Source organism: Sorangium sp. So ce726 (assembly GCF_051521405.1).
Taxonomy (GTDB): Bacteria; Myxococcota_A; Polyangia; order Polyangiales; family Polyangiaceae; genus Sorangium.
Map to the genome: position 1 here is coordinate 7468718 of NZ_CP150349.1, position 23659 is coordinate 7492376.

The 23659-nt window shown below is 70.6% G+C and carries 26 protein-coding genes; 7 read left to right on the forward strand and 19 right to left on the reverse strand.

Features of this window, described 5'->3' with window-relative positions; all coding sequences use genetic code 11:
• Positions 1 to 337: 337 nt before the first annotated feature.
• The gene (locus WME79_RS27770) at positions 338 to 997 is read right to left on the reverse strand and encodes a glutathione binding-like protein (protein ID WP_437520717.1); all 660 of its coding nucleotides are present in this window, start codon (positions 995 to 997) and stop codon (positions 338 to 340) included.
• 76 nt (positions 998 to 1073) lie between these two features.
• Between WME79_RS27770 and WME79_RS27775 the strand changes: the two genes are divergently transcribed.
• Positions 1074 to 2042, forward strand: coding sequence for a LysR family transcriptional regulator (locus WME79_RS27775; protein ID WP_437520719.1), 969 nt, complete (start codon positions 1074 to 1076; stop codon positions 2040 to 2042).
• Positions 2043 to 2063: 21 nt separating this feature from the next.
• On the opposite strand, the gene argC is transcribed toward WME79_RS27775, so the two are convergent.
• The 5 genes from argC to WME79_RS27800 form a co-directional block, all read right to left on the reverse strand.
• Positions 2064 to 3014, reverse strand: coding sequence for an N-acetyl-gamma-glutamyl-phosphate reductase (gene argC, locus WME79_RS27780; RefSeq protein WP_437520720.1), 951 nt, complete (start codon positions 3012 to 3014; stop codon positions 2064 to 2066).
• Positions 3015 to 3068: 54 nt separating this feature from the next.
• On the reverse strand, positions 3069 to 3332 hold the full coding sequence (locus WME79_RS27785; protein ID WP_437520722.1) for a hypothetical protein: 264 nt from the start codon (positions 3330 to 3332) through the stop codon (positions 3069 to 3071).
• A 4-nt stretch (positions 3333 to 3336) separates the two neighbouring features.
• Positions 3337 to 3513, reverse strand: a complete 177-nt coding sequence (locus WME79_RS27790) for a hypothetical protein (RefSeq protein ID WP_437520725.1) — start codon at positions 3511 to 3513, stop codon at positions 3337 to 3339.
• A 217-nt stretch (positions 3514 to 3730) separates the two neighbouring features.
• Positions 3731 to 4909, reverse strand: a complete 1179-nt coding sequence (locus WME79_RS27795) for a lipase family protein (protein WP_437520728.1) — start codon at positions 4907 to 4909, stop codon at positions 3731 to 3733.
• 129 nt (positions 4910 to 5038) lie between these two features.
• The gene (locus tag WME79_RS27800) at positions 5039 to 5449 is read right to left on the reverse strand and encodes a hypothetical protein (RefSeq protein WP_437540116.1); all 411 of its coding nucleotides are present in this window, start codon (positions 5447 to 5449) and stop codon (positions 5039 to 5041) included.
• Between WME79_RS27800 and WME79_RS27805 the strand changes: the two genes are divergently transcribed.
• The gene (locus WME79_RS27805; protein ID WP_437539968.1) at positions 5370 to 5618 is read left to right on the forward strand and encodes a hypothetical protein; all 249 of its coding nucleotides are present in this window, start codon (positions 5370 to 5372) and stop codon (positions 5616 to 5618) included. The genes WME79_RS27800 and WME79_RS27805 overlap by 80 nt on opposite strands.
• A gap of 1 nt (position 5619) precedes the next feature.
• Here the strand turns inward: WME79_RS27805 and WME79_RS27810 are convergent, their stop codons facing one another.
• Genes WME79_RS27810 through WME79_RS27820 form a run of 3 tightly spaced genes read right to left on the reverse strand, consistent with a single transcriptional unit; the run spans position 5620 to position 6835 of the window.
• Positions 5620 to 5877: a hypothetical protein gene (locus WME79_RS27810; RefSeq protein ID WP_437520731.1), complete on the reverse strand. Its 258-nt coding sequence runs from the start codon at positions 5875 to 5877 to the stop codon at positions 5620 to 5622.
• On the reverse strand, positions 5874 to 6488 hold the full coding sequence (locus WME79_RS27815; RefSeq protein ID WP_437520734.1) for an RNA polymerase sigma factor: 615 nt from the start codon (positions 6486 to 6488) through the stop codon (positions 5874 to 5876). The genes WME79_RS27810 and WME79_RS27815 overlap by 4 nt, the downstream gene beginning before the upstream one ends.
• 8 nt (positions 6489 to 6496) lie before the next feature.
• A complete protein-coding gene (locus WME79_RS27820) occupies positions 6497 to 6835 on the reverse strand; it encodes a YgaP-like transmembrane domain (RefSeq protein ID WP_437520736.1) in 339 nt (112 codons plus the stop codon).
• Positions 6836 to 6896: 61 nt separating this feature from the next.
• Between WME79_RS27820 and WME79_RS27825 the strand changes: the two genes are divergently transcribed.
• Entirely contained in the window at positions 6897 to 8060 is a 1164-nt protein-coding gene (locus tag WME79_RS27825) for a M20 metallopeptidase family protein (RefSeq protein ID WP_437520739.1), read from the forward strand.
• On the opposite strand, the gene WME79_RS27830 is transcribed toward WME79_RS27825, so the two are convergent.
• The 4 genes from WME79_RS27830 to WME79_RS27845 all read right to left on the reverse strand — a co-directional run bounded on the left by WME79_RS27830 (position 8047) and on the right by WME79_RS27845 (position 14005).
• Positions 8047 to 11079 (reverse strand): hypothetical protein, encoded by a 3033-nt coding sequence (locus WME79_RS27830; protein ID WP_437520740.1) that lies wholly within the window; start codon positions 11077 to 11079, stop codon positions 8047 to 8049. The genes WME79_RS27825 and WME79_RS27830 overlap by 14 nt on opposite strands.
• A 204-nt stretch (positions 11080 to 11283) precedes the next feature.
• A complete protein-coding gene (locus WME79_RS27835; protein ID WP_437520743.1) occupies positions 11284 to 11685 on the reverse strand; it encodes a group II truncated hemoglobin in 402 nt (133 codons plus the stop codon).
• Between the two features lie 47 nt (positions 11686 to 11732).
• A complete protein-coding gene (locus WME79_RS27840; RefSeq protein ID WP_437520746.1) occupies positions 11733 to 13271 on the reverse strand; it encodes an FAD-dependent monooxygenase in 1539 nt (512 codons plus the stop codon).
• 86 nt (positions 13272 to 13357) lie between these two features.
• The gene (locus tag WME79_RS27845; RefSeq protein WP_437520749.1) at positions 13358 to 14005 is read right to left on the reverse strand and encodes a TetR/AcrR family transcriptional regulator; all 648 of its coding nucleotides are present in this window, start codon (positions 14003 to 14005) and stop codon (positions 13358 to 13360) included.
• Between the two features lie 406 nt (positions 14006 to 14411).
• Here WME79_RS27845 and WME79_RS27850 point away from each other — a divergent pair, with 406 nt between their 5' ends.
• Positions 14412 to 14660, forward strand: coding sequence for a hypothetical protein (locus WME79_RS27850; RefSeq protein ID WP_437520752.1), 249 nt, complete (start codon positions 14412 to 14414; stop codon positions 14658 to 14660).
• Positions 14657 to 16342 carry a hypothetical protein gene (locus WME79_RS27855; protein WP_437520753.1) on the forward strand — a complete coding sequence of 562 codons (1686 nt, stop codon included), beginning with the start codon at positions 14657 to 14659 and terminating at the stop codon, positions 16340 to 16342. The genes WME79_RS27850 and WME79_RS27855 overlap by 4 nt, the downstream gene beginning before the upstream one ends.
• Positions 16343 to 16570: 228 nt before the next feature.
• On the opposite strand, the gene WME79_RS27860 is transcribed toward WME79_RS27855, so the two are convergent.
• From WME79_RS27860 to WME79_RS27875, 4 genes are all read right to left on the reverse strand, one after another.
• On the reverse strand, positions 16571 to 17446 hold the full coding sequence (locus WME79_RS27860; protein WP_437520755.1) for a peptidoglycan recognition protein family protein: 876 nt from the start codon (positions 17444 to 17446) through the stop codon (positions 16571 to 16573).
• A 131-nt stretch (positions 17447 to 17577) separates the two neighbouring features.
• Positions 17578 to 18135, reverse strand: a complete 558-nt coding sequence (locus tag WME79_RS27865; protein WP_437520758.1) for a chlorite dismutase family protein — start codon at positions 18133 to 18135, stop codon at positions 17578 to 17580.
• 214 nt (positions 18136 to 18349) lie between these two features.
• Positions 18350 to 19375, reverse strand: a complete 1026-nt coding sequence (locus WME79_RS27870) for an S-adenosylmethionine:tRNA ribosyltransferase-isomerase (protein WP_437520761.1) — start codon at positions 19373 to 19375, stop codon at positions 18350 to 18352.
• Entirely contained in the window at positions 19372 to 20184 is an 813-nt protein-coding gene (locus tag WME79_RS27875; protein ID WP_437520763.1) for an SDR family NAD(P)-dependent oxidoreductase, read from the reverse strand. Before WME79_RS27875 ends, WME79_RS27870 begins: the two co-directional genes overlap by 4 nt.
• Before the next feature lie 90 nt (positions 20185 to 20274).
• On the opposite strand from WME79_RS27875, the gene WME79_RS27880 reads away from it, so the two are divergent.
• Positions 20275 to 20835, forward strand: a complete 561-nt coding sequence (locus WME79_RS27880) for a helix-turn-helix domain-containing protein (protein WP_437520766.1) — start codon at positions 20275 to 20277, stop codon at positions 20833 to 20835.
• Between the two features lie 66 nt (positions 20836 to 20901).
• Positions 20902 to 21378 carry a hypothetical protein gene (locus WME79_RS27885; protein ID WP_437520768.1) on the forward strand — a complete coding sequence of 159 codons (477 nt, stop codon included), beginning with the start codon at positions 20902 to 20904 and terminating at the stop codon, positions 21376 to 21378.
• A gap of 50 nt (positions 21379 to 21428) precedes the next feature.
• Here WME79_RS27885 and WME79_RS27890 read toward each other — a convergent pair whose 3' ends face one another.
• Positions 21429 to 22019: a TIGR00730 family Rossman fold protein gene (locus WME79_RS27890; RefSeq protein ID WP_437520771.1), complete on the reverse strand. Its 591-nt coding sequence runs from the start codon at positions 22017 to 22019 to the stop codon at positions 21429 to 21431.
• A gap of 152 nt (positions 22020 to 22171) precedes the next feature.
• Positions 22172 to 23656 carry a type VI secretion system contractile sheath large subunit gene (tssC, locus tag WME79_RS27895; RefSeq protein WP_437520773.1) on the reverse strand — a complete coding sequence of 495 codons (1485 nt, stop codon included), beginning with the start codon at positions 23654 to 23656 and terminating at the stop codon, positions 22172 to 22174.
• Positions 23657 to 23659: the final 3 nt, after the last annotated feature.

A 23659-nucleotide genomic window follows, 5' to 3' on the forward strand; every position in this document is an offset into this window, starting at 1 on the left:
CATCATTCATCGAGTCCCCCGGTCATCGCATCGCCGCCTCTCATCGCGCGCCTCGCCTGTCGGCTGCTATCGCCTCCTCTCGCATCCCGTCCTCCTCTGTCGGCTTGCGTCGCAAGCGATCGTCGCCCCGGGCGGCTCCGCCTTCGCGGCGGGCCCAGCGCCCCCCGCCGGGAGGGTGGTGGGGTACTTTGGCTGAAGGTGTTTTTTTGAACCGCCAAGGCGCCATAAGACGCCAAGAAAATTTAATAATCTTGGCATCTTATGGCGCCTTGGCGGCTCCATCATTCCGGCAGGGTGGGGTAAGTACCTCACCGCCGCCGGGCGCGATCCGCTCGGGTCAACCGTTTGGCGCCGGCGCGTCGGCGGCCTTCGCGTGCCGCGCTTGCTCCCGGAAGTAGCCCTCCCGCTCCTCGGCGAAGGCGCGGGCCACGCTCGGACGTCCGTGGAGGCGTGCATGGTACGCGGCGAGCGCCGGCCAGGACTTCAGGTCGATCGGCGTGACCACGGACCAGTTGAGCACCGCGAACAGGTACGCGTCGGCGACCGAGAAACGGTCGAGAAGGAACTCCCGCCCTTCGAGCCGTTCGGCCAACCAGCCGAGGCGGCGCGGTGCCCCGGCCAGCGCATAGGCTTTCACCTCGGCCGAGGCCGTCTTGTCCAGGAGCGGGGTGTAGACGGCCTTGTGGAGCTCGCTCCCGATGAAGCCGAGCCACTGCTGGAGGCGCGCCCGGCCGAGCGGATCCCGCGGCGCGAGCTCCGCCTTCGGGAACCGATCCGCCACGAGCTGAAGGATCGCCGCGTTCTCGGCGAGGATCTCGCCTCCTTCGATCTCGAGCGCGGGGACGAACCCGAGCGGGTGGATCGCACGGTAGTCGGCGCCCCCCTCGGTCCGCTTCGTCTTCAGGTCGACCTCCACATACGAGACCTCCGCGCCGGCCTCGTAGAGGGCGATGCGCGTGGCGAGAGAACATGCGAGCGGAGCGAAATAGAGCTTCATGAAAACCTCCTGACGGCGCCCAAGGTGCGCCTCGAGAGGCTGTGCGTCCAACGCATCGTCGTGATAAGGTCTATGCGTGTCACGCATACCTTCTTCACCTGCGCCTCCTGCGATCGGACCGCGACCTCAGCTCGAGATCCGCGATCTGGAGCTCGTCCTCTCGCTGGCGGCCGCCGGGAGCACGGCCGGCGCCGCCTCGGCGATGCACATCACGCAGTCCGCCGTGAGCCGGGCGCTCGCCCAGGCGGAGGACCGCGTCGGCGCGCGCCTCTTCGAGCGCACCGCGCGCGGGGTCACGCCGACCGCCGCGGGGGAGCGGCTCATCGCGGGGGCTGGGCTCGTCCTCGCGCAGCTCCGGGAGCTCGAGCGAGAGGTCGCGGCGCCGGTCGCCGCGACGACGCGCGTCCGCCTCGTGTGCGAGTGCTACACGGCGTACCGCTGGCTGCCCTCCACGATGACGAGCCTCCGGCGAAGGCTGCCCCGCCTCGATATCGTGCTCGCGGTCGAGCACACCCACGATCCGGTCGCCGCGCTCGTCCGGGGGGACATCGACGTCGCGCTGCTCACCACATCGCCGCTGCCGAGCGACCGCGAGGCGGGCTGCGCGCTCGTGGAGCGGCCGCTCTTCTCGGACGAGGTCGTCTTCGTGATCTCGACCTCGCACCCGCTCGCCGGGCGGTCGTCGCTCACGCGCGACCACCTCCGGAAGGGCCCGCTGATCACGTCGAACGCGCCGCCGGCCGAGGCGCGCTGGTTCATGAGCGCCGTCTTCGGGCGCCAGCGGCCCAAGCTCGAGCTCCTGCGCTTCCCGCTCACGGAGGCCGTGATCGACGCGGCGCGCGCCGGGATGGGGATCGCGGCCCTGTCGGAGTGGGTGGCGGAATCCTATCTCGACGGCGGCGACCTCCTGGTCAAGCGGCTCTCGTCCGGCCCGCTCCGCCGGCCCTGGCGGATCGCGTTCCGGCGCGCGTCGGCCGACGCCGCGGAGCGCCTGCTCGCCGCCCTCGAGGGCTCGGCGCCGCGGCTCTACACGCGCGCCGGGTGACCCGGGTGACCCGGGTGAGGCTCAGTCGAGGCCGGTGGCCTCCGGCGTGCCCAGCATCAGGTTCAGGTTCTGCACCGCCGCGCCGGAGGCCCCTTTGCCGAGGTTGTCGAGGCGCGCCACGACCAGGATCTGGTCCGGCTTGCCGAACACGAACACGTCGAGTCGGTTCGTGTCGTTGCACTCCACCGCGCCGAGGGAACCGTCCTCCAGCGCGCCCTGGCCGCCGAGCGGCATCACCCGGATGAACGGCTCGCCGGCGTAATAGGACGCGTAGAGCTCGTGGACCGCGGCGGGCGTCGCCGGCCGGGCCAGGGCGTCCACGAACAGGGGCACCGAGACGAGCATGCCCTTGTAGAAGTCACCCACGACCGGCTGGAACAGCGGCGCCCTGTCGAGGCCCGCGATGGCGCGCATCTCCGGCAGGTGCTTGTGCTGCAGGGTGAGCCCGTACGGGCGCGGGCCGCGGAGCGCTTCGCGGCGGGCGCCGTCGGCCTGCTCGTAGGCCTGGATCATCTTGCGCCCGCCGCCGCTGTAGCCGGTGAGCGAGTGCGCGATCACGCGGGCGTCCCTGGGCAGGAGCCCCTGGTCGACGAGCGGCACCACGAGCGCGAGGAACCCGGTCGCGTGGCACCCGGGGACGGCGACGCGCCGCGCGCCGCGGACGGCCTCGCGCTGGCCGGGGCGGAGCTCCGGGAAGCCGTACACCCAGCCGTCGGCCGTGCGGTGCGCGGTGCTCGGATCGATGACGCGCGTCCTCGGGTTCTCGATCCACCCGATGGATTCGCGGGCGGCGTCGTCGGGCAGGCACGTGATGAGCACATCCGCCTCGTTGATCAGCGCGCGGCGCGCCGCCGGGTCCTTGCGGCGCTCCGGGTCGATCTCGAGCAGCTGGAGGTCGCGGCGGCCCTGCAGCCGCTCGCGGATCTGGAGCCCGGTCGTACCTTCCTGTCCGTCGATGAAGACCCGATGCATGGTGGCTGTGTCCATACGCCGAGCGCGCCCCCGGGACCAGCGCTTCGCGCTAGCTCACCGACGCCTCCTCGACGCCGTCGCACACCCGCCGTCGTCGCACAGCCCGCGAGGGCGCTCCCCCCGCACCCGGGCGGCGATCATCTGGATCAGCCCCACCGTCCAGCACATCGGGCACCCGCGCAGCGCCATGAGCGCGACCGGCAGCAGCGCGACCGGCGCCCAGAGGGACACCCGCGCGAGGAACGCCGCGGCCACGAGGGCCCCGAGGCCGATCGCCCCGCGCGCGAGGTGCGCCGCGAGGCTCCTGCTGGCGAACACGCCGCTACCCTCCTTCTCCGCCCCGCCGCGCGCGGGGCGCGGCGGGCGTGCCCACGCCCGCCAGACCGAACGCCGAAAGGCGCGCGGCGAGCGGCAGCGGCGCCACCCACGCGCACGTCAACAAGCCGAGCGCCCTCAGACCACGGAACAGACGATCCATCTTCCCGACATTGCGTCTCATGAGCACCTCCATCCCTCGCCCGGAGAAGCCCCGGCGCGGGGCGGAGGATTCAGGAAATCGTCACCGCGCGACGCTCGCGCCCCGACCGGACGAGGTCCGGGCAGCGCCCGGCGAGGAGATCGACGCGTGCCGCGCGATGCGCAACGGGCGGCCGGAGGGCTGGGCGCGGTCGCACAGCAGGGCCGCCGCCGCGCGCTGGCCGGCGCTGTCGAGCCGATCATGCACCATATACCCCCGCGGCGGCGCGGCTCCTCTGCGAGACGCGCAGATAGTTGACGGGTGAGTGAGCCATCCAGGAGTAAGGGAAGGGTATCCACGCAAGTCCGGGGATGCCGCCCAGCTGGTCCCTGAAGAAGTCCGTGACGCCGGTGAGCATGCTTCCGACGAAGCTGGACGCCTGGCTCACGAACTTTCCTCGATACGCCCAGCCATCGTCCCCCGCGTGGTACTCCTCGCCGATGTGCTTGAATTCACCAGCGGTTCGTGGAGGCATCCGCGGCACAACGTCGTTCTTGTAGATGTGCCGGAAGAGCGTATGTCCGAACGCCTGCTCGTACCGCCGAGCGAAAGTGGGATCGCCGACCATCGGCTGACCGAACGTGTAGATGCCGCGCAGGTTCTTCCAGTGCTTCCTGTACAGGGAGCCTATGGTGAAAAGACGCGCCGCAGCGAGCACGGCCAGCGCGCCGCCCAGGCTGTGACCTGTGATATAGAGCGCCCGCTCGTCCTTGTCCCCGGCGGCCGGAGCGTCGCCGGCCCGGGAGGCTCCGACCTTCGAGAGCATGGGAGCCCCCAAGTCGCGCTCGTCGTCGCGGTCTGGCTCGACGATCTCGCTGGAGATAGCAGCGTCGGCACCAGCACGACGAGAGTTGAATCTCTCCACCTCCCGATTGCTCGCGTCGAAGAGAGACGTCCCTGCCATGGCGGCGCCGAGCAGCCGCGAAAGCGTGGGCCACAACGCCAGAAAAGGCCGATAGAACCCGCCGTGCACATACCCCATCGCCTGGAACAGCTCCACCTTGGCGTTGATGCTCCCCATCCAGCTGATCAGGCTGCCCGGCTCTGTCCCGCGGAACGAGAGCACCACCACGCGTTTATCCGCGCTCTGGAGGAGGATCGCTGTCGTGCCCACCAGCATGGCGTCGTTCTGAAGGTTGACGGACACCGCAGTTCCTCCGCCGAACCCGCGACGGCTCATCACATCGGCAAACGTGGTCACATCGGAGTACGACCAGGACGCAACGAGCGACATGATGTGCGCAGCTTTGTGGTCATATAGGCCTTGCCGCACCTCGAACAGGTGATCGATGAACCGATCGCCAAAACCCCTCGAGTTCGACTCGGCCTCCACGTCACGCTCGTCCTCCTCCGGCACAGCTGCAATATCGATTCTCATACGCCTCCCCCTTGGCTCGAGCCAGCCGCGATCGAACATCCTACTTCACGACCATCGATGGTCAATCGAGGCGATGGATCGAACATGGATCTTCGCTCGGACGTCTCGACCCCAGGGCGGTTCCGACCTTCACGAACCGTGGTGGAGTGCTGGCATCGCCGCATGGCCGATGAGCTCAGCCGGGACGTGCAGCTCCTCGATCGCGATCTCGTCGCCGTGCGGCGCGACATTCACCGGCACCCGGAGCTCGGCTACACCGAGGTGCGCACGTCCCAGATCGTCGCGGAGCGCCTGCGCAAGCTCGGCCTGTCGGTGCGCACGGGCGTGGCCGGGACGGGCGTCATCGCCGACCTCGAGGGCGAGCGCCCCGGCGGCACCCTGCTGCTCCGCGCCGACATGGATGCGCTCCCGATCGAGGGAGCAGTCCGGCCACGATTTCCCGTCCGAGACGCGGGGCGTGATGCACGCGTGCGGCCACGACGCCCACGTGAGCGCGCTGCTCGGCGCGGCCACGCTGCTCTCGGCGCGCCGGGACCGCATTGGATCCCGGCCCGCTCACGGTCAGCGAGGATTTCTCCGAGTTCACGAGCCGCGTCCCGGGCTGCCTCTTCACCGTGGGCGCGCTGCTACCGCCCGAGGAGCACGAAGCCGGCGACGCGACCTGGCGAGGTCGATGGATAGCTGGCGAGATCGATGGATGACGCGCTAGCTCACCGACGGCTCTGCGGCGCCCAGGCGCATCCGCCGTCGTCGCACGGCTCTTCGAGGTGCTCCCCTCGCGCCCTGGCGCTGACCATCTGGATCAACCCCAGCGTCCAGCACATCGGGCATCCGCCCACCGCCACCAGCGCGACCGGCAACAGCGCCATCGCCAGCCAGAGGGAAGCGCGCGCGACGAGCACCGAGGCCACGAGGGCCGCGAGGAAGATCGCCCCGCGCGCGAAGTGCTCCACAAGGCTCCTGCTCATGAACATGGCTTATTTCTCCTCTCCTCCCCTCCCCGCACCCATGAGGCGGAAGGCGCGCCCTCCTGCCGGAGGACCTCCCGCCGCACCAGCTGCCGCGCCCGGTGCAGGCGGCTCTTCATGGCCGCCTCGCCGAGCCCGAGCATCTGGCACACCTCCTCGCCCGTCAGACCCTCGACGTCGCGCAGCACGAGCACCTCCCGATAGGGCCGCTCCAGCACGCCGATCGCCTCATGCACGGCGCGGACCAGCCGCCAGCGCTCGAATGCCGCGTGAGGGTCGAGATCGCCCGATGGCACTGCATCGATGTCGTCCACCCGATCCCCCAGCCGCGAGCGCTCCCGCGCGAAGGGGCGAAGCATGCGCAGGCACGCGTTCCGGACCACCGTCATCAGCCAGGAGAGGGCGCCCGGATCGCGCGCCACCTCGGGGCGGCGAGCGAGCTTCGTGAAGGCCTCCTGGACCGCATCGTCGGCGTCGAAGGCGTCGCGGCACGCGCGCAGCCCGAAGCGGTACACGCGGTCGTGGTAGGCGCGGACGAGCAGCTCCAGCGCGCCGTCATCGCCGCGCGCCGCCGCCGTGAAGACCGGATCGTGGGATCTCGATGCTTCCATTCAACGCCTCAGCTCCGCTGGAGGGGGCATGTGGATCTGCCCATCAGAGCGTACCCGAAACACGTGCCCGAGAGCGCCGAGAATATCATGTACACGCCCGACAGACCGAACACGGCGAGGCGCGTCACAAGCGTCAGCGGCGCCGCCCAGGCGCACGCCAGCAGCGCAAGCGCACCCAGACCACGCAGCAACCGATCCATGTTCCCCACATTGCGTTTCATGAGCTCCTCCATCCTTCGTCCGGAGAAGCCCCGACGCGGGGTGGAGGATTCACGAAATCGTTGCGCCGATGGCGCAGAAAGCGACCGAGCGACGCCTGCACGACGCATCCATCCTGCGCGACGCATCCACACCTACGCGATGCGTCCACGCCTACGCGACGCATCCAGGCGGGTGCTAGCATCGCGCATGGCCGATGACCTGAGCAGGGACGTGCAGCTCCTCGACCGCGATCTTGTCGCCGTACGGCGCGACATTCACCGGCACCCGGAGCTCGGCTACACCGAGGTGCGCACGTCCCAGATCGTCGCGGAGCGCCTGCGCAAGCTCGGCCTGTCGGTGCGCACGGGTGTGGCCGGGACGGGCGTCATCGCCGACCTCGACGGCGAGCGCCCCGGCGGCACCCTGCTGCTGCGCGCCGACATGGATGCGCTCCCGGTAGAGGAGCAGTCCGGCCACGATTTCCCGTCCGAGACGCGGGGCGTGATGCACGCGTGCGGCCACGACGCCCACGTGAGCGCGCTGCTCGGCGCGGCCACGCTGCTCTCGGCGCGCCGGGACCGCATCGCCGGCAGGGTGCGCTTCCTCTTCCAGCCGGCCGAGGAGCTCGCCGGCGGCGCGCTCCAGATGATCGAGGCCGGGGCGCTCGACGGCGTCGATCAGGCGCTCGGCGCGCACGTGATCTCCCCCTTCCCGTTCGGCGTGGTGGCGACGCGGACCGGGCCGTTCTTCGCGGGGATCGACACCTTCGAGATCGCCGTCGTCGGGAAGGCGGGCCACGGCGGGCTGCCGCACATGTCGGTCGATCCGATCTACACAGCGGCGCAGGTCGTGACCGCGCTCCAGTCGATCGTCGCGCGCGAGACGAAGCCGGGCGAGCCGCTCGTCGTCAGCATCTCGGCCATCTCCGGCGGGAACGCGTCCAACGTCGTCGTGGAGCGCGTGGCGCTCCAGGGCACGGTGCGCTGGTTCTCGCAGCCGAGCCGGGAGCACGCGCTCGAGCGCATCCACGGGATCGCCTCGGGCGTGTGCTCGGCGCTGCGCGCCTCGTGCGAGTTCCGGGTGCTGTCGAGCTCGCCGGTCACGGCCAACGCCGCGGCGCCCGTGGATCTGGTGACGGCCGCCGCGCGGGCGACGGAGCGCGCCGAGGTCATGGATCCCGGCCCGCTCACGGTGAGCGAGGATTTCTCCGAGTTCACGAGCCGCGTCCCGGGCTGCCTGTTCACCGTGGGCGCGGGCGGGCCGAGCGCGGCGCCGCACCACCACCACGCGTTCGATCTCGACGAGCGCGCCATCGGGCTCATCGCGGAGATCTTCACCCGCGCCACGCTCGCCGCGCTCAAGCCGGAGTGACGCGACTGGCGACGTCGCCGGGTCCGACGGCGCGAGGCTCGGGGCGAAGATCCTCCACGGTGCTCGCCCATATCCGGCCTGCGCTCCCCGTCGTGTCGTCCAGCGTGCACACGACCTCGCGAGCGAGCGCCTCGCCGAGCAGCCGGTACGCCTCGAACTGGGCTTCATCGAAGAACTGATCCGCGGTCGTCTGGTGCGGAAACTCGGGGTAAGACTCCGCATAACGCTGGACGTCGAGCGGCAGTCCGGGCAAGAGGCCGGCCTTCACGTAGACCACCGCGACCTCCTTGGCCGGCTCGGTCTTTGCGCCCTGATCCCGCGTGAACTTCCCCACCAGGATCGGCGTGCGTGGGGTGCGCTGCTCCCAGGTGCCTCGCGGATCCTTCGGGCGAACGCGCTCGAGGTCCTCGCGCTTCAGCTCGAAGTTCAGCCCATGGTCCACGCGCAGGATCCGCGCCGCCTTCGCGAGCTCGTCGCACGTCCACTCGGGATCGGCGCCGGCGTCGATGCACAGGATGAGCTCGCACTCTCGCTCGACGAGCGTGGTCAGTCCCAGGTTGTCGTGGTGACCGCCATCGGAGACGAAGACCAGCGTGTCGCTCTCCTTGTTCCGCGCGAAGATCTCTTTGACATGATAGGCGCTCCAGAAGTGCGCCCATTTCCGGAAGAGCACGAGCTGCTTGCCGGCGCGCCTCGCAAAGCGCGGGTTCCGGACCCAGACCCCGAGACCGCAGTTGAGCAGGGTGAGGACGACGCGCGCCCACCGCGGGATCAACGTGCCGCCCTGGCTGTTCACGGCTGCAGCGCTGATGGCGATCGAATGGGCCAGGGTGAGCGCGTCGCCATAAGCCTCGGCCGGCCCCCACCCGGTCGCGGGCCCGCCGACGGCATAGGGGCTGAACTCGAACCGCGCGGTGCCCCGTTTGTAGAGGACAGGATCGTCCGAACCTGGGGTGTTGACCGTGGCGTTCACGACGTGGAGCGGCGCGCCGCGGTGCGGCCCCCCCAGGTTCCAGGGCGCCGGGTCCGCCGCGTACGTCCTCTTAACGCGCGACTTGTCCGAGGGCCGCAGCGCCGCGAGCGGCCAGGCGGAGGGTGAATCGCTGGCCGCCCGGTGTGAGTCGCCCGGCAGCGACAGGTAGGCACGGCGGATCTGGTTGCCCCAGAACCTGTTGATACCCGCGTAGTTCCTCGACGTCAGGAAGCTGAGCCCGATGAACACCAGGCAGAGCATCGCCCCGAACGTCAGCTCGACGACCTTCATCGGGTCCTGCTGGACAGGCACGTGGACGAGCCCATCGATCGACCGAGCGAACTCGATCGGCGCGAAGAGCAGCCACTGAAGCGCGCTCGCCCATGTCGACGTGACGCCCTTCACGACATTGTAGAGATCGGTGAATCTGAGCGCGAACACCTGTCCGCTGATGACGACCCCGATGACCGCGAGGAGCTGCTCGCGCTTCAGGCGACTCAGCAGGACAGCGAGCGCGACGGCCAGGGAAGCGCACAGCACGAGGAGGGTGAGCAGGGGATCGGCCCGCAGCGCGAGCAGGGAGCCCCACGTGAGCACCACGAGCAGCGCCGCGCGCGCGGCGAGCCAGGTCCCCGCCTCGTGGACGGACGGCCACGAGAAGAGGATCCCGAGGTACATGACGAGCAGGGCGGCGAGAAGGACACCCCCTATCAACACAAGGACGAACACGAGGAGGTCGAGCACGGGGAGCTCTTTCGCGATCGCGCCAGGCAACGTGCCAGGCTCCACAAAGGCCGTGGTGAAGAAGAGCGATCGCGCCCCGTCGACGTGGCAGACGACCGTGGTCACGCCGTGCTCGACAACGCGCGCGAGGAACGCCTTCGGCGACCTTGCGCTCGAGTGGTGGAGGAACACGATCGCCGCGAACCCGGCGGTCAGGAGCGACAGCGCATTGGCGATCGCGCCGACGAAGATCATGAGGACGGGCTGGAGCGTGTTGGCGGTGAGGCCGATTCCGCCGGGAATGAGGTAGTCGCCTCGCAAGCGGATCCTGTCGAGGAGGCGGTTCCATGAGGCGGCTTCCAGCGGGTCGAAGCGGCGCTCACGCTCTGCGTCCCCCTCCGGGCGAGGGCCGGACGTCCGAGCCGTGAGCGCGCCCCCCGCCCAGCCGCCGCCGGACACGGAGCTCATGTAATCGACGTACTTGAGGATCACCTCACCGCTCTTCGTCGGGATCGTGGCGAGCCCTTTCAGGAAGCCGAGGCAGATGGTCGCCGAGCGGATGCCTCCGCCGGAGAGCGATAGCCCGACGAGGTGCGCGCCGCGCGGATCGCCGTCGCCCGCGGCCTCGTGCTTCAGCTTCGCCGCGCAGCGCCGCGCCTGGATCCACTCGGCCTCGAGCGCGCGAAGCCGACCGATGTCGGGGTACACGGCCTCGTCCCTCGAAGGCCTCTCGGCGGACTCCCACGATTGCAGGATCGTCAGCAGCGTGCCGAGGATCAGCATCAGGAAGACGATGAACGAGCAACCCGCCTTGTACAGCAGGTTGGTGTGCTCGTTCCCGTGGACCGCGTACCACAGCGCCACCCCCCACACCGTGAGAAACGTGGTCACCAGCAGAGCGACGGCGATCAAGAGCCCGCCGCGGCTCATGGGCTTCAGCCGGCCCGAGCCCGCTGCTGGGGGTGGATCCTGCGGCGGGCGCCGGAAGAAGCTCCACAGGACAACCGCCTGAGGTGCCATGGACAGCAAGAAGACCAAGGTGATCGGGAACGCGTGCGCCGCCGCGCTGGCGAGCGCGCCGCGCTGCTCGAAGACGGGAGTGACGAGCTTCGGCGGCACCCTGAACAGCACCGCCGCAACGATCAGGCAGTAGGGCACCAGGAGCCGCCGAACGCGCGGATGCAGCTCGCCAAGCAAGCGCCTTGCCCATGGCCACGGGCTGCGCTCCCCGTTGCGCGGCCCCTGCCGATGCGGCGCGTCACCGGCGCGGGTGCTCCCTTGCTTCAGCGCGCGCCCGTCGTCCGGCGGTGTGGGCTTGGTCATCGGGTGCTCGTTCGGTTGGGACATCGTTCCCCGCACGGGTTCCAGGCGCCGCACGCCCGCCGTGGCACAGCGGATCCCCGTGCGCTGGCGGCAGGCGTCTCGCGCGACCTCACGAGAGCGGACGACGTATCGTACGGAAAATCGGGGAGCGATGGGGGCGCCCGGACGCGCGACCCCGCGCGCCGCGCCGGCCGGCGCTTCCCGTCAGCCCGGACGGTTTCGCATGAAGTCCGCGACCTCGGCGAAGCGCTGGTCGAGGAAGGCGCGGAGCGGCGCGGGCACGTCGAGCTCGGCCATGGCCGCCCGCATGCAGCGCATCCAGGCGTCGCGCATCGCCACATCGACCGGGACGCGGGCGTGGCGCATCCGCAGCCGCGGGTGGCCGTGCGCCGCGATGTAGTCCTGCGGCCCGCCCAGCCAGCCGATCAGGAAGAGCGCGAATCGGTCGCGGCTCTCGCGGGCGACCTGGCCGCCCTCGTCGCAGACGTGGAGGCGCGTGAGCGCCGGCTCGTCGCGGCCCATCAAGTCGTAGAAGCGCTCGACGAGCCGGCGCACCGCCGGCTCGCCGCCCAGCAGATCGAAAGGGGTCTCGGAGGGCTCGGCCATGGGCGATGCCCTCTACCGGATTTGCGCCGGCGCTGCACGCCGCTGGCTCACGCCGCGACGGAGCTGCCGGAGGCCGCGCCGAACCACGTGATGAGCGCGCGGCGCAGCCGGCGGTGGGCGGAGGCCTCGGGCTCGCCTGCCGCCGCCGCCCAGGCGACATAGCCGTCGGGGCGAATCAGCAGCGCCTCCGCGGGGCGCGGAAGCGCAGCGCAGCGCGCGCTCACGACGTCCACGCGATCGCCCCAGGGCGCGGCCACGCCGCCGAGCGCGGCGCCGCCGGTCAGGTCGAGCAGCACGCCCCTGGCCCCGTGCATGAGCTGCGCGACCCGCGTCTCCCCCTTCTGCGTGGTCAGCGGGACGTCCGGCGCCCATCGCCCGAGCAGCGGATGCTGCTCGCCGGGCTCGGTCGACATCTCGTAACGGACGTCGGCCGCGTCCAGCATCTCGACGATATACCGCAGGCTCTGCTCGTGCTTGAGCAGCTCGCCGAGCAGCTCGCGCAGCGCGGCGACGCGCTCGTCCCGCATCATCAGCGCGCCCTGCGCCCGGGTGTGCATGATCACGCGCTTGCCCTCGGGGTACCGCTCCGCATGGTAGGTGTCGAGGAGCCCCGGCGGCGCCCAGCCGTGGACCTCCGCGGCCAGCTTCCAGCCGAGGTTGGCCGCGTCCTGCAGTCCGGTGGTGAGGCCTGGCCCGCCGGCGGGAAGATGGATGTGCGCCGCGTCGCCCACGAGCAGCACGCGGCCCGCGCGGTACGTATCCGCCTGGCGGCTGGCGTCGGTGAACCGAGACAACCACCGCACCTCGCGGATGGGCAGATCCTCGCCGAGCGCCGCGCGAACGCTGGTCTGGAGCTCATCGAGCGTCATCGGCGCATCGCGATCGAAGTCCGGCGGATACGGCTCCGACGTGACCACACGAAACACGCCCGCTCCCAGCGGAACGAGGGCGATCCCGCCGAGCCCGAACCGAACGCGGCGGCCACCGGAGAGCACGAGGTGCCCGTCCTCCGTCGCGCCCTCGGCCAGCGTGACGTCGGCGAGGCGCAGGAGCCGAGAGGGCGGGAGGCCAGGAAAGCCGATCCCGGACAGCTTGCGCACGGCGCTGCGGCCGCCGTCACACCCCACCACGAAGCGCGCTCGAAGCGGGTAGTCGCCGTCCGGGCCTCGGACGGCGACCGTCGCGCCCTCCGCGTCCTGATCCAGCCCGATGAGCTCGTGACCTCGACGGATCTCCGTCGTCAGCTCGCGCGCACGCTCTTCCAGCAGTGACTCTATGCGTGCCTGATGGATGGTCAGGAAGCGCCTGGAGACGCGCGCGTTGTCGCCGCCGAGGGCCAGCGGTATCCCGCCGAAGTGCACGAAGCGCGTCATTTCTGCGGCGCTCTGCTCCCCGCGGAAGCGATCGAGCAGGCCCCTGTGGTCGAGGATCTCCACGCCGCGCCCGCCGAGGCCGAGCGCCTTGGAGAGCCCCGTGGGCTCGGGCAACCGCTCCAGCACGACGGGGCGCACGCCGGCCAGCCGCAGCTCACACGCCAGCATCAACCCGGTCGGACCGCCGCCCACGATGACGACATCGACGTTCATACGCGCTCTCCTTGTTGAGCAACGATCGATTGACAACGACTGTTCAGCGACGGCCCGTGGCCGACGATGGATGAACGAGGCTCACGTCACGTGGCCTCTGAAGCGCCCGCGCGGCCGCCCCATCCAGGCGCGGTCACGCCGTCCAGCAAGAGGCTCACGGTCTGCTCGCCGAGGCGCGCGGCGTGCTCGGGGTCGCTCGAGAGGCGCGCCCGGAGGTCCGAGAAGCGCGGCCCGAAGATGCCGATCGCGGCCAGCGCGCCCACGACGGTGCAATAGAGGAGCTCGAAATCGCAGTCTCGCCGGAACACCCCGCTGGCTTGACCTCGCTCGTAGAGATCGCGCAGCTGCGATGGCAGCTTCGCGAGCGTCGCGGGCGGCGCGGATCGCCAGCCGCTCATCGCCTCGTGCATCGCGAGCGGCATGCACAGCGGGCGCGAGAGGAGCAGCCGGAAGAACATCGTGAACGCGCGCCAGAGCCCCTCGCGCGGCTCGAGCGCCGCCGACGCCTCGAGCGCCGGCCGCCACCCCTCTATCAGGCCGGACCACTGGTCCTCGAGGACCGCGCGGTAGAGGCCATCCTTGCTCCCGAAGTGATGGTAAATCATGCGCTCGTTGACCCCGGCGCGCCCCACGATGGCGTGCACGCGGGCCCCGTCAGGCCCATGCCGCGCGAACTCCTCGGCGGCGGCGTCGAGGAGCGCCCGCCGCGTCTCCTTTTTCTCGTCTCCCGGCATCAGGTAAATGTTTATTTACTCATGAACCAGCGGCGGTCAAGGGCGCGACCTGGCCACGTCCCTTCGCGAGGGGACAGGGCGCCCGGCGCGGGCTCTCCCCTCTCGGGCGCGGGCGGTCGGCCCGCGTTGGGCCCATGCCTCCCGGGAGGCTGGGTCCTCTTCCGCTGTGGCCCGATGTGGGCTCCACGTGCCGCCTTCAGAGCAGGGCGCGCCGGACGCGGAGCTCGGCGCCGCGGACAAGGGGCGATCGCGCAGCGAGCGGTGCCGGACCCCACCGATTCGACTCACCGGAGAAAACCGGCGATCCCTTGTGCCTTTTGCTGTAGGCTCGGCCCCAGGTCAGGTCTGGCACCGTGGCGAGCGTGCTTGTACGCGCTTGCCCCGTGAGCGTCAGTTGGCCGCGACCATGGGTTTCAAGATGGCTTTGGGCTCTGCGATCGAGATGACGGCGACCACGGCAGCGGTGATGGTCGCGGGTCTGGCGATTCCCTTCACCACAACCGCGGTTGGGCAGGGGAAACCGCAGCAGCCCAGGACCGGCACGGCGCACCCGCACAAGGAGCGCGCCGTGCGCGGCTTCGTCACGCCGTACTTCAGCCCGCAGGGCGGTGGCGCCGCTGCGTTGACGACCTTCCGATCCAGGATCTTGGCATGAACCAGAAAACGACCTTCCTCACCGCATGGGTGCTCGCGGCGGGCGCGCTCACTGTGACCGTGACCGGCTGCGAGGCGATCGTCGCCGTCGATCGCAGCAAGATCGCCGACACAGGCGGCGCCGGCGGGACCGGTGGCTCCGGCAGCGACACAACGACGAGCAGCAGCGCCAGTTCGTCGTCAGACACCGGCGGCACCGGCGGCATGGGCGGGACCGGCGGCTCGGATGGCACCGGCGGCACCGGCGGCTCGGATGGCACCGGCGGCACCGGCGGCTCGGATGGCACCGGCGGCACCGGCGGCTCGGATGGCACCGGCGGCACCGGTGGTTTGGATGGCACCGGCGGCACCGGTGGCTCAATGACGTGCTCCGGCGGCGTGACACCGTGCGACGCGATCAGCGACTGCCCGATCCCGACCACGGAGTGCGTCAAGGCCACGTGCGAAGCGCGGTGCTGCGGCACGACCAACGTGCCTGACGGCACCGCCACGATGGCGGGCCAGACGCTGGGCGACTGCAAGCAGCAGGTCTGCGGCGGCAACGGCGGCACGACGTCGATCAACGACAACACCGACAGGCCGGCCGACGACGAATGCAACGTCGGCACGTGCGCGGGCGGCACGCCCGGCAGCTCACCGAAGACCGCGGGCACGAGATGCACCACCGGCGGCAAGGTCTGCGACGGCAGCGGCGCGTGCGTTGGCTGCCTCACGAGCACCGACTGCACCGCGCCCCAGGTCTGCGATCCGATGGGCACGCGCACGTGCGTGGACGTGTCTTGCACCGACGGCGCGCAGAACGGCAGCGAGACCGACGTCGACTGCGGCGGCATCGACGACGGCTCCGGCTGCGCGCCCTGCGCCGACAACCTGGAGTGCGCGCTCGATTCGGACTGCGCGAGCGGCTACTGCAACACCGCCGGCAGGTGCGCGACGCCCAGCTGCATGGACACCGACCAGAACGGCAACGAGACCGACATCGACTGCGGCGGCGCGTCCTTCCAGGGCGCTCCGGCCTGCAACAAGTGCGGTTTCGGGAAGAAATGCGACATCGCGAGCGATTGCACCGCAGGCTTCTGCAGCGGCGGCACCTGCGCGGCCAAGCCGGACGGCGCGTCCTGCGGGATCAACGCCGAGTGCGCGAGCGCGCACTGCGTTGACGCCGTCTGCTGCGACACGGCGTGCACCGGCGCCTGCCAGGCGTGCTCCACGGCCAAGAAGCTCGGCGGCGCCGACGGCGCCTGCGGCTACATCGCGGCCGGCAGCGATCCGGACAACGACTGCCCGGACACCGGCGCGGCGTCGTGCGGAACCAACGGGTTCTGCAGCGGTACGGGAGCCTGCCAGCGCTACGCCGCAGGCACGGAGGTGCCGTCCGGGCAGACACCGGGCGATTGCCTGAGGCGCGTATGCAACGGCGCCGGTGGCACGACGACGGACGAAGACGTCACCGATACCCCGGTGTCAGCGACCGTCTGCTTGAGGGACCCCGCATGCACGGGCACGCCGGCCACGCCGAGCTTCGCGATGGCGCCCGCGGGCACCGACTGCACCGCCGACGGCCAGCCCGGCAAGACGGTGTGTGGCAGCGAGCTCGCGGCTGGCACGTGCGTCGAGTGCAACGACAACTCGAGCTGCACCTCGCCGGCCACCTGCAACACGACGACGCACGTCTGCGAGTGATCGCGACAGCGTAGAGGGGCGCCCGGGGCAACCTCGGCGCCTTCTTCGTTTTGTCGGCGTGCTCAGGGTGCAGAAAACCTCGAGGCGAGAACGACCGCAAAGACGGATCGGCCATCGCGAGCCGATTCGGTACGATGCGCGCGACAGGCGCACTTCGATTTCCCGCTCCATGTAGGACCACTCCTCTGTCCCGCGCAGCCTGCCCGCGATCCGCGCCCTCCGGCGGTGTCACCGGCCACAGAGGGAGGTGGACCAGGCGTCGGCCTGGAGGATCACGGCGTTCGAAGCGCCAGGGGACTCGGTGATGTCCGTAAGATCGCTCTTCGCCACGCACATGGGGCCGCTGGGCAAGCCCGCCATGCGCGGGATCTTCGGGTCGAGCAGCGCCCAGCTGCCACCGGAGGTGAAGCTCGTGACCTGGACCAGCGCTGCGCGGTTCAGCTTGCCGACGATCTTCCGAGGGCGCGACGGAGCGTCCACGGTGTAGACGTTGGCTCCGATGGACGACGCTCGGTAGGTCCTCAGAAAGCGGGCCAGGTCGGTCCGAAATACGTTCATATCGGTGTTCCGGCCCGGGCACGTCTTGATCCCTTTGCCGTCCCACGTAGGCGGATACATGATCGCACCGGTCGCCTTGTCCTTCCACGAGCACTCGCGATGCCCAGGCACCGTGTTCGCCGTGATATCGTTGAAGGGCAATTCGCACCACCGCATCAGAGAGCGGATCATGCAAAATGCTCTGTTACGGAGATCCGGCAACATCGTCTCTCTGTCGTAGTTTCCTACGATCTCGATGCCGAGCGTCCGGGCGTTCCACTCCCCGGCGTGGATGCCCACCTGATTCGGAGGCGTGCCGACCCAGATGCCATCCGGCGCATTGAAGAGGTGGGGGCCGGCGGTCCAGTTGGGCTTGGCCTTGTACGTCGCCATGAGATTGGGCATGTCGACGTTCCCATTCCACGATTTGCGGAATCCCTCCGTGTGGTGAATGACGATGCCCTTCACCCACGCGGGGCCCCGCTTGCCGAGCGTCGACAGGTAGCTATCGAACGCCGCCATATCGCGGAGTTGCCTGCCATCCCAGACAAAATCGACGTTCCCCATGGCGACCGCCTCTCCTGCAGAGGGTACCAAAGGGAGCTGGCGAGCTCAACAAGTATCCCGGATGTCGCAGGGCTGCCCCCCCGTCCCGCTGGCACGACGCGCGGGCGGGATCATCCTTCGGCAACTCCGTGCTACGCGCGCGACAGGCGCACTTCGACTTCCCGCTCCACGTAGGACCACTCCTCCGTCTCGCGCAGCCTGCCCACGAGCTCGTCGAAGGCGCCGGCGTCGCCCTCGGCGAACTCGAACCAGGTCAGGAAGTCGAACGGGCCGCCGAGATCCCGGCTGTGGTAGAGCCGCCTCGCCACGGCCGGCAGGTACTCCAGCCCGATCTTGATGTGGCGCGACCGCGCCTCGAGGATGGCCCGCCGCTCGTCCTGCGCGAGCGCCCACCACGCCTTCGATTTCCTGAGCGGGATCAGCGCCGCCTGCGTGCTCGACGCCCGGCCGAGGTCTTCCTGGACGGCGACGAGGCGCTTTCTCTCGTCGAGCTCGACATAACGCTCGTTGCTCCTCACGCCGCTCAGCACCCAGGTCGCCTCCGGCGCCGCGACGAAGGTGCCCCCCTCGATACGCTGCAGCCGCGGCGCCGCGGGCAACCCCTCGCCTCGCACCGAGATCATCCGCTCGACCCGCCACTCCCCGGCGGAACCCGCGACGAAACTCACCCGAACCGGATTTCCTTCCATGGCTCGCTCCGAGACGACGGCAATGCCGGACGAACGCCATCGCCCGCCCGACGGCGGGGCGGCCCGACCACACGCCCTCTCAGCGCGAGAGCGCGCCGGGAAGGCCGCTGCGCTCGGGTCCGCCGCGCCGGTCGAGGCCGGCGCACACCGCGACGACGATGCGCGGACAGGGGTTTCGCCGTGGTTTCCGCGCGATGATTTTCCGTCGCCCGGGTCAACTCAGGACAAGATAGGAGTCGCCGAACTCGTGACAGAGATACCCTGCCTGCTCCGCGTGGGCGTTCGCGCGGTGGAGCAGCGAGGCCGGCGCGAAGGCCTCGAGGAGCCGGAAGTGGCTCTCTGTCGGATCGTGCACGCCGGTCAAGAGCCCGTCGACCACCCTCGGCCGGAAGCCGGGGTGGAGCACCAGATCGGTGACGCCCGGGCCGGCCTGGAGCTCACCCCCGTGCAGGGCAGCGCAGCCCTCGAGCGCGCGCGTCACCGTCGTGCCGACCGCGATGACGCGGCGCCGGCGCGCCTTGGCCTCGCGCACCGCCTCCACCGTCTCTTCCGGGATGTCGAAGCGCTCCGGCAAGGGGAGCAGGGCGTCGAGGGCCGGCTCGCCCGTCGACGAGATCCCGGCGGCGTGCGTGAGCGAGGCGACGCGCACGCCGCGGCGGATCAGCTCGAGCAGCAGCCCCCAGACGAGCGGCCGGCCGGCCGAGGGGAGCTCGGCGCAGTTAGGCCGGCTCGCGTAGCGCGTTTGCGTGTGCCAGATCGCGAGCGGGGCCGCGACGTACGCATACTGGATCGGGCGCCCCCGCCGGTAGAGCGCCGACCAGAGCGGCGCGCCCCGCTCGCGAAAGGCGATCTCGACGAGGCGCGGCGAGGCCGGAGACAGGCGCTCGACCGTGGCCGACAGGTCATCTCCGAACGTCACCGCGTCCCCCGGGCCGAGGGCGGGCGGCGCCGGGCGATCCTCGGTGCGCGTGTGCCAGTCGCCGGCGCCGAACAGCAGGGCCGAGTAGCGCCCCTCGGACAGCTCGCCGATCAGGCGGACTTCCACCTCCTCGCCGCGCTCGGTCGCGCCGTGGAGCGACGCCGGCAGCGTGGCGCCGTCGTTGACGACCAGGAGATCACCCGGCTCGAGGAGCGCGGGCAGATCGGCGATGCGCGCGTCGCGCAGGCGCCCCCCTCGCGGGTCCACGTGGAGGAGCCGCTCCTCGAGCGGGTTGTCGCGGGGCCATGTGGCGGGGCTCATGGCGCCTCCTGCAGGCGCGCGGCCTCGAGGCGCGCGCCGCTCGGCACCTCGCCGGCGCGGCCGACGAGCGCGACGATGCGCCTCGCCACGTCGGCCGGATCGGCCAGCGTGCTTGGATCGGCGTCGGGGATGGCCTCCGCGTGCATCCGGGTGTTCATCTCACCCGGGTCCACCGCATAGAACGCGACGCCCGTCCCCTCGAGCTCGGCGGCCCACGTGCGCGAGAGGTGATCGAGCGCCGCCTTCGAGGCGCCATAAGCGCCCCACCGCGGATACGCGTTCACCGCCGCGTCCGAGCTGATGTGGACGACGACCCCGCGCCGCCGCAGCGCCATCGCGCCGGCGACCACCTTCGTCAGACGGAACGGCCCGACCACGTTGACCTCGAGCACGCGCCCGAGATCCTCGCACTCGGTGTCGAGCAGGATCGGCAGCGGCGTCTTGCCGAGCGTGCTCGCGTTGTGGATGAGCAGATCGATCGGCCCGACCAGCGCCGCCGCCGCGCCGGCGATCGCGTGCGTCTGGCCCTTGTCCCCGATGTCCGCCGCGAGCGCGTGCGCCACCCCGCCCTGCGCGGCGATCTCCGCCGCGACGGCCTCGAGCGGCGCGCGCTCGCGCGCCACGAGGACCACCTTTGCGCCCTGCCGGGCGAGCTCCCAGGCGAGCGCGGCGCCGAGCCCGCGGCTCGCCCCGGTGACCAGCGCCGCCCGCGGCGCGAACCGCTCGCCCCGCGCGGCGCGGGGGAGCGACGGGGGGGAGCTCGCTTCGGCCTGGATCAGCGCCTCGCTTCCGGTCGATTCGTCGTTCATGGTGCCTTCCTCCTCGACACCAGCCTAATCCGCGCCGGTTCTCCTGTTGGAGCGGGCTCCAATATCCTGGAAGAGTGCTAATCTCCGGGCATGGACCAGGACGCGGAGCTCTCGGGGCGGCTAGCGAAGAACATCAAACAGCTGCGCGAGGCGCGCGGGCTGACGCAGCAGCAGCTGGCCAAGCTCGCCGGCGTGCCGCGGGCGACCTGGGCGCACCTCGAGTCCGGCGCGGCGAACCCGACGCTCGGCGTGCTGCACCGGGCCGCCGCCGCGCTCCAGGTCTCGATCGAGGAGATGCTCTCCGAGCCCCGCGCCACGTGCCAGCTCTACGCGCGCGACGCGCTCCCCACGCGCTCTCCCGGGCAGGCGCTCGTCCGCAAGCTCCTTCCGGACCCGATCCCGGGCATGGAGATGGATCGCATCGAGATCCCCCCGGGCGGGCGGATGACGGGCGTCCCGCACACCCCGGGCACCCGCGAGTACCTGACGTGCGAGTCGGGGGAGCTGCAGCTCGTGGTCAGCGGCGAGCGGTTCACGCTCGGCGCGGGCGACGTCGCCGTGTTCCGCGGCGATCAGCGCCACTCGTACAACAACACCGGCAAGCAGCCGGCGGTCGGCTACTCGGTCGTGGTCCTCGCGCGCGTGCTCTGAGCCCGCAGCCATCGCGAAGCGCGACCGGCGCGCGAGGCGGCGCTGCGGACGAGATGTGGCGGAGCCGTGGCGCTCGAGGAATTCCCGTGGAGGCCGCTGACCGCGGATTGCCCGAGCGCGCAGCGCCGTTATGCCGGGCGCATGATCACCGCACGAAGCAGCCAGTTCCGTCTCTTGCTCTGCGTCCAGCTCGCGCTGGTCGCCGCCGCCTCCGCGGGCGCCTACACGGGCCTGCTCCCCACGTCCCTTCCGTCGGTCCCGCACGCCGACCTCGCGATGCACGCGCTGGGCTTCGGCCTGCTCGCCGTCTGCGTCGACGGGTCGCTCGGCCACCGCCCGCTGCACCGCGTGCTCCCGTTCCCGCGCCTCGGCCCGGCGCTCGTGCTCGCCGGCGCCGGCCTCGAGGAGCTCGCGCAGGGGCTGTCGCCGCGCCGGACCTCGTCGCTCGCCGATTTCGCGGCGGATACGGCGGGTGTGCTGCTGCTCTCGTGGATGGCAGGGCGTATATGGGGCGCCGAGGCCACGGGCAGCGCCCTCGGATGACGAGAATCGCAGAAGGCAGCCGTTTCAGCGCGGCGCGCCTCGCGCGGCGCTTACCGCTCGCCGGGCGCCATCCACTTGGGCTCGGCGCCCGGGCGCCACGCCGCGAGCAGCTCCAGGAGGGCCGGCGCATCCTCGGCGACCTGCAGCACGGCGCGGTGGGCCGGCTTCATGAACTGCTCGGCCACGACGTGATCCAGAAAGGCGATCAGCGGGCGGTAATACCCCGCCACGTTGAGCAGCCCGACCGGCTTGTCCTGAGAGCCGAGCTGCGTCCAGGTCCACACCTCGAACAGCTCTTCCAGCGTCCCGACACCCCCCGGCAGGGCGATGAACGCGTCCGCGAGGGCGGCCATCTCCGCCTTGCGCTGGTGCATCGTCTCGACCACGCGGAGCTCGGTCAGCCCGCGGTGCTCGATCTCTCGCTGGTTGAGGAACCCCGGGATGATGCCGATCACCTCACCGCCGCGCGCGAGCGCCGCATCGGCGACCGCGCCCATGAGCCCGACGCGGCCACCCCCGTACACGAGCCCGATCCCTCTCGCCGCGAGGAGCTCACCGAGCCGCACGGCCGCCTCGCGGTAGGCCGGCGACGCGCCGGGGTTCGACCCGCAGTAAACGCAGATCCTGGAGAGCGTCCTCATGGGCCCGAGCCTACGCCGGCGGGCGAGCTCGTCCAAGCGGGGATCGGTGGGCCGGCGCGCCGTGGGAAGTAACCTTCCCCCCGGCGGCGCGCCCTGGCACTCCCGCGCCGCGGCCTGCACCCCCGCATGGCGGCGGTGCCGTGGCCGGCGGATCACTCCTTGTCGAGCTTGCCGACGAGGCTCAGCGTGAAGAAGGCGCCCATGTACTTGAAGTGCGGGCGCACCTGCATGTCGACCTTGTACCAGCCAGCGTTGCCCGGCACCTCGGTGACGATGATCCTCGCCTTGCGGAGCGGCCTGCGCCCGCGGGTCGCCGCGGAGACGACGTCCTGATCGGCGACGTACTGGCCGATCCAGTCGTTCAGCTCCTTCTCGAGATCGACGCGCTCCTTCCACGTACCGATCTGCTCGCGCTGCAGCACCTTCAGGTAGTGCGCGATGCGGCACATGATGAACATGTACGGCAGCTGCGTGCCGAGCCGGTAGTTCATCTCGGCCGCCCTGCCCTCGTCGCTCTGCCCGAAGAACTTCGCCTTCTGGGCGGAGTTGGCCGAGAAGAAGCAGGCGTTGTCCGAGTCCTTGCGGAACGTGAGCCCGATGAAGCCCTCCTCGGAGAGCTCGAACTCGCGCCGCTCGGTGAGCATGATCTCGGTCGGCACCTTCGTCTGGATCTCGCCCATCGCCTCGTACTGATGAAGCGGCAGGTTCTCCACGGAGCCGCCCGCCTGGGGGCCGATGATGTTCGGACACCAGCGGTACTTGGCGAAGCTGTCGGCGAGCCGGGTGGCAAACGCGTACGTCGCGTTGCCCCAGCAGTACGCGTCGTGCTTGCCGACCACTTCCTCCTCGTAGTTGAACGCCTTCACCGGGACGGTGTTGGCGCCGAAGGGCAGGCGGAGCAGGAAGCGCGGCATCACGAGCCCGACGTAGCGCGCGTCCTCGGTCTCGCGGAACGCGTTCCACTTCGTGTACTGCGGCCCCTCGAAGAGCGCCTTGAGGTCCTTCAGGTTGGGCAGCCCCTGGAAGTCCTTCAGGCCGAAGAACTGCGGCCCGGCCGCCGCGATGAAGGGCGCGTGCGACATCGTCGCGACCGCGGCGCACTTCTGCAGGAGCGCGATGTCCTGGGGGCCCGGGCCGAACTCGTAGTTCGCGATGATCGCGCCGACCGGCTTGCCGCCGAACTGCCCGAACTCGGCCGAGTAGACGATCTTGTAGAGGCCGCTCTTCGGCACCTCGGGGGCGTCCTCGAAATCGGCGAGGAGGTCCTCCTTGGAGCAGTTGAGCATCTCGACCTTGACGTTCTCGCGGAAGTCACACCGGTCGATGACGAACTTGAGGCCGCGCCACGCGGACTCGAGCTTCTGGAAGGTCGGGTTGTGGAGGATCTCGTCGATCTGCCGCGACAGCTTGACGTCGATCTCCGCGATCAGCGCGTCGACGAAGGCCTTGTCGACCTTCTCCCCCTCGCGCCGCGGGGCGACGAGCTCCGAGATGAAGGCCTGCACGCCGCGCTTGGCGATCTCGTACCCCTCGTCGCCGGGCGTCATCTTCGTCTCGGCGAGGATCTCGTCGAGCAGCGACCCCCCCTCGAGGGTCTGGACGCCCGCGCTCCCCGCGGCCTGTGTCTCCGTCGCCATCGC

What these genes read in the sequence shown, in the direction of transcription:
- WME79_RS27770 (WP_437520717.1), bottom strand. Translation starts at nt 997, where the DNA reads ATGAAGCTCTATTTCGCTCCGCTCGCATGTTCTCTCGCCACGCGCATC.
- argC (WP_437520720.1), bottom strand. Translation starts at nt 3,014, where the DNA reads ATGCATCGGGTCTTCATCGACGGACAGGAAGGTACGACCGGGCTCCAG.
- WME79_RS27790 (WP_437520725.1), bottom strand. Translation starts at nt 3,513, where the DNA reads ATGAGACGCAATGTCGGGAAGATGGATCGTCTGTTCCGTGGTCTGAGG.
- WME79_RS27795 (WP_437520728.1), bottom strand. Translation starts at nt 4,909, where the DNA reads ATGAGAATCGATATTGCAGCTGTGCCGGAGGAGGACGAGCGTGACGTG.
- WME79_RS27805 (WP_437539968.1), top strand. Translation starts at nt 5,370, where the DNA reads ATGCACGCGTGCGGCCACGACGCCCACGTGAGCGCGCTGCTCGGCGCG.
- WME79_RS27800 (WP_437540116.1), bottom strand. Translation starts at nt 5,449, where the DNA reads ATGCGGTCCCGGCGCGCCGAGAGCAGCGTGGCCGCGCCGAGCAGCGCG.
- WME79_RS27810 (WP_437520731.1), bottom strand. Translation starts at nt 5,877, where the DNA reads ATGAGCAGGAGCCTTGTGGAGCACTTCGCGCGCGGGGCGATCTTCCTC.
- WME79_RS27815 (WP_437520734.1), bottom strand. Translation starts at nt 6,488, where the DNA reads ATGGAAGCATCGAGATCCCACGATCCGGTCTTCACGGCGGCGGCGCGC.
- WME79_RS27820 (WP_437520736.1), bottom strand. Translation starts at nt 6,835, where the DNA reads ATGCGTCGCGCAGGATGGATGCGTCGTGCAGGCGTCGCTCGGTCGCTT.
- WME79_RS27825 (WP_437520739.1), top strand. Translation starts at nt 6,897, where the DNA reads ATGGCCGATGACCTGAGCAGGGACGTGCAGCTCCTCGACCGCGATCTT.
- WME79_RS27830 (WP_437520740.1), bottom strand. Translation starts at nt 11,079, where the DNA reads ATGACCAAGCCCACACCGCCGGACGACGGGCGCGCGCTGAAGCAAGGG.
- WME79_RS27835 (WP_437520743.1), bottom strand. Translation starts at nt 11,685, where the DNA reads ATGGCCGAGCCCTCCGAGACCCCTTTCGATCTGCTGGGCGGCGAGCCG.
- WME79_RS27840 (WP_437520746.1), bottom strand. Translation starts at nt 13,271, where the DNA reads ATGAACGTCGATGTCGTCATCGTGGGCGGCGGTCCGACCGGGTTGATG.
- WME79_RS27845 (WP_437520749.1), bottom strand. Translation starts at nt 14,005, where the DNA reads ATGCCGGGAGACGAGAAAAAGGAGACGCGGCGGGCGCTCCTCGACGCC.
- WME79_RS27850 (WP_437520752.1), top strand. Translation starts at nt 14,412, where the DNA reads ATGGGTTTCAAGATGGCTTTGGGCTCTGCGATCGAGATGACGGCGACC.
- WME79_RS27855 (WP_437520753.1), top strand. Translation starts at nt 14,657, where the DNA reads ATGAACCAGAAAACGACCTTCCTCACCGCATGGGTGCTCGCGGCGGGC.
- WME79_RS27860 (WP_437520755.1), bottom strand. Translation starts at nt 17,446, where the DNA reads ATGGGGAACGTCGATTTTGTCTGGGATGGCAGGCAACTCCGCGATATG.
- WME79_RS27865 (WP_437520758.1), bottom strand. Translation starts at nt 18,135, where the DNA reads ATGGAAGGAAATCCGGTTCGGGTGAGTTTCGTCGCGGGTTCCGCCGGG.
- WME79_RS27870 (WP_437520761.1), bottom strand. Translation starts at nt 19,375, where the DNA reads ATGAGCCCCGCCACATGGCCCCGCGACAACCCGCTCGAGGAGCGGCTC.
- WME79_RS27875 (WP_437520763.1), bottom strand. Translation starts at nt 20,184, where the DNA reads ATGAACGACGAATCGACCGGAAGCGAGGCGCTGATCCAGGCCGAAGCG.
- WME79_RS27880 (WP_437520766.1), top strand. Translation starts at nt 20,275, where the DNA reads ATGGACCAGGACGCGGAGCTCTCGGGGCGGCTAGCGAAGAACATCAAA.
- WME79_RS27890 (WP_437520771.1), bottom strand. Translation starts at nt 22,019, where the DNA reads ATGAGGACGCTCTCCAGGATCTGCGTTTACTGCGGGTCGAACCCCGGC.
- tssC (WP_437520773.1), bottom strand. Translation starts at nt 23,656, where the DNA reads ATGGCGACGGAGACACAGGCCGCGGGGAGCGCGGGCGTCCAGACCCTC.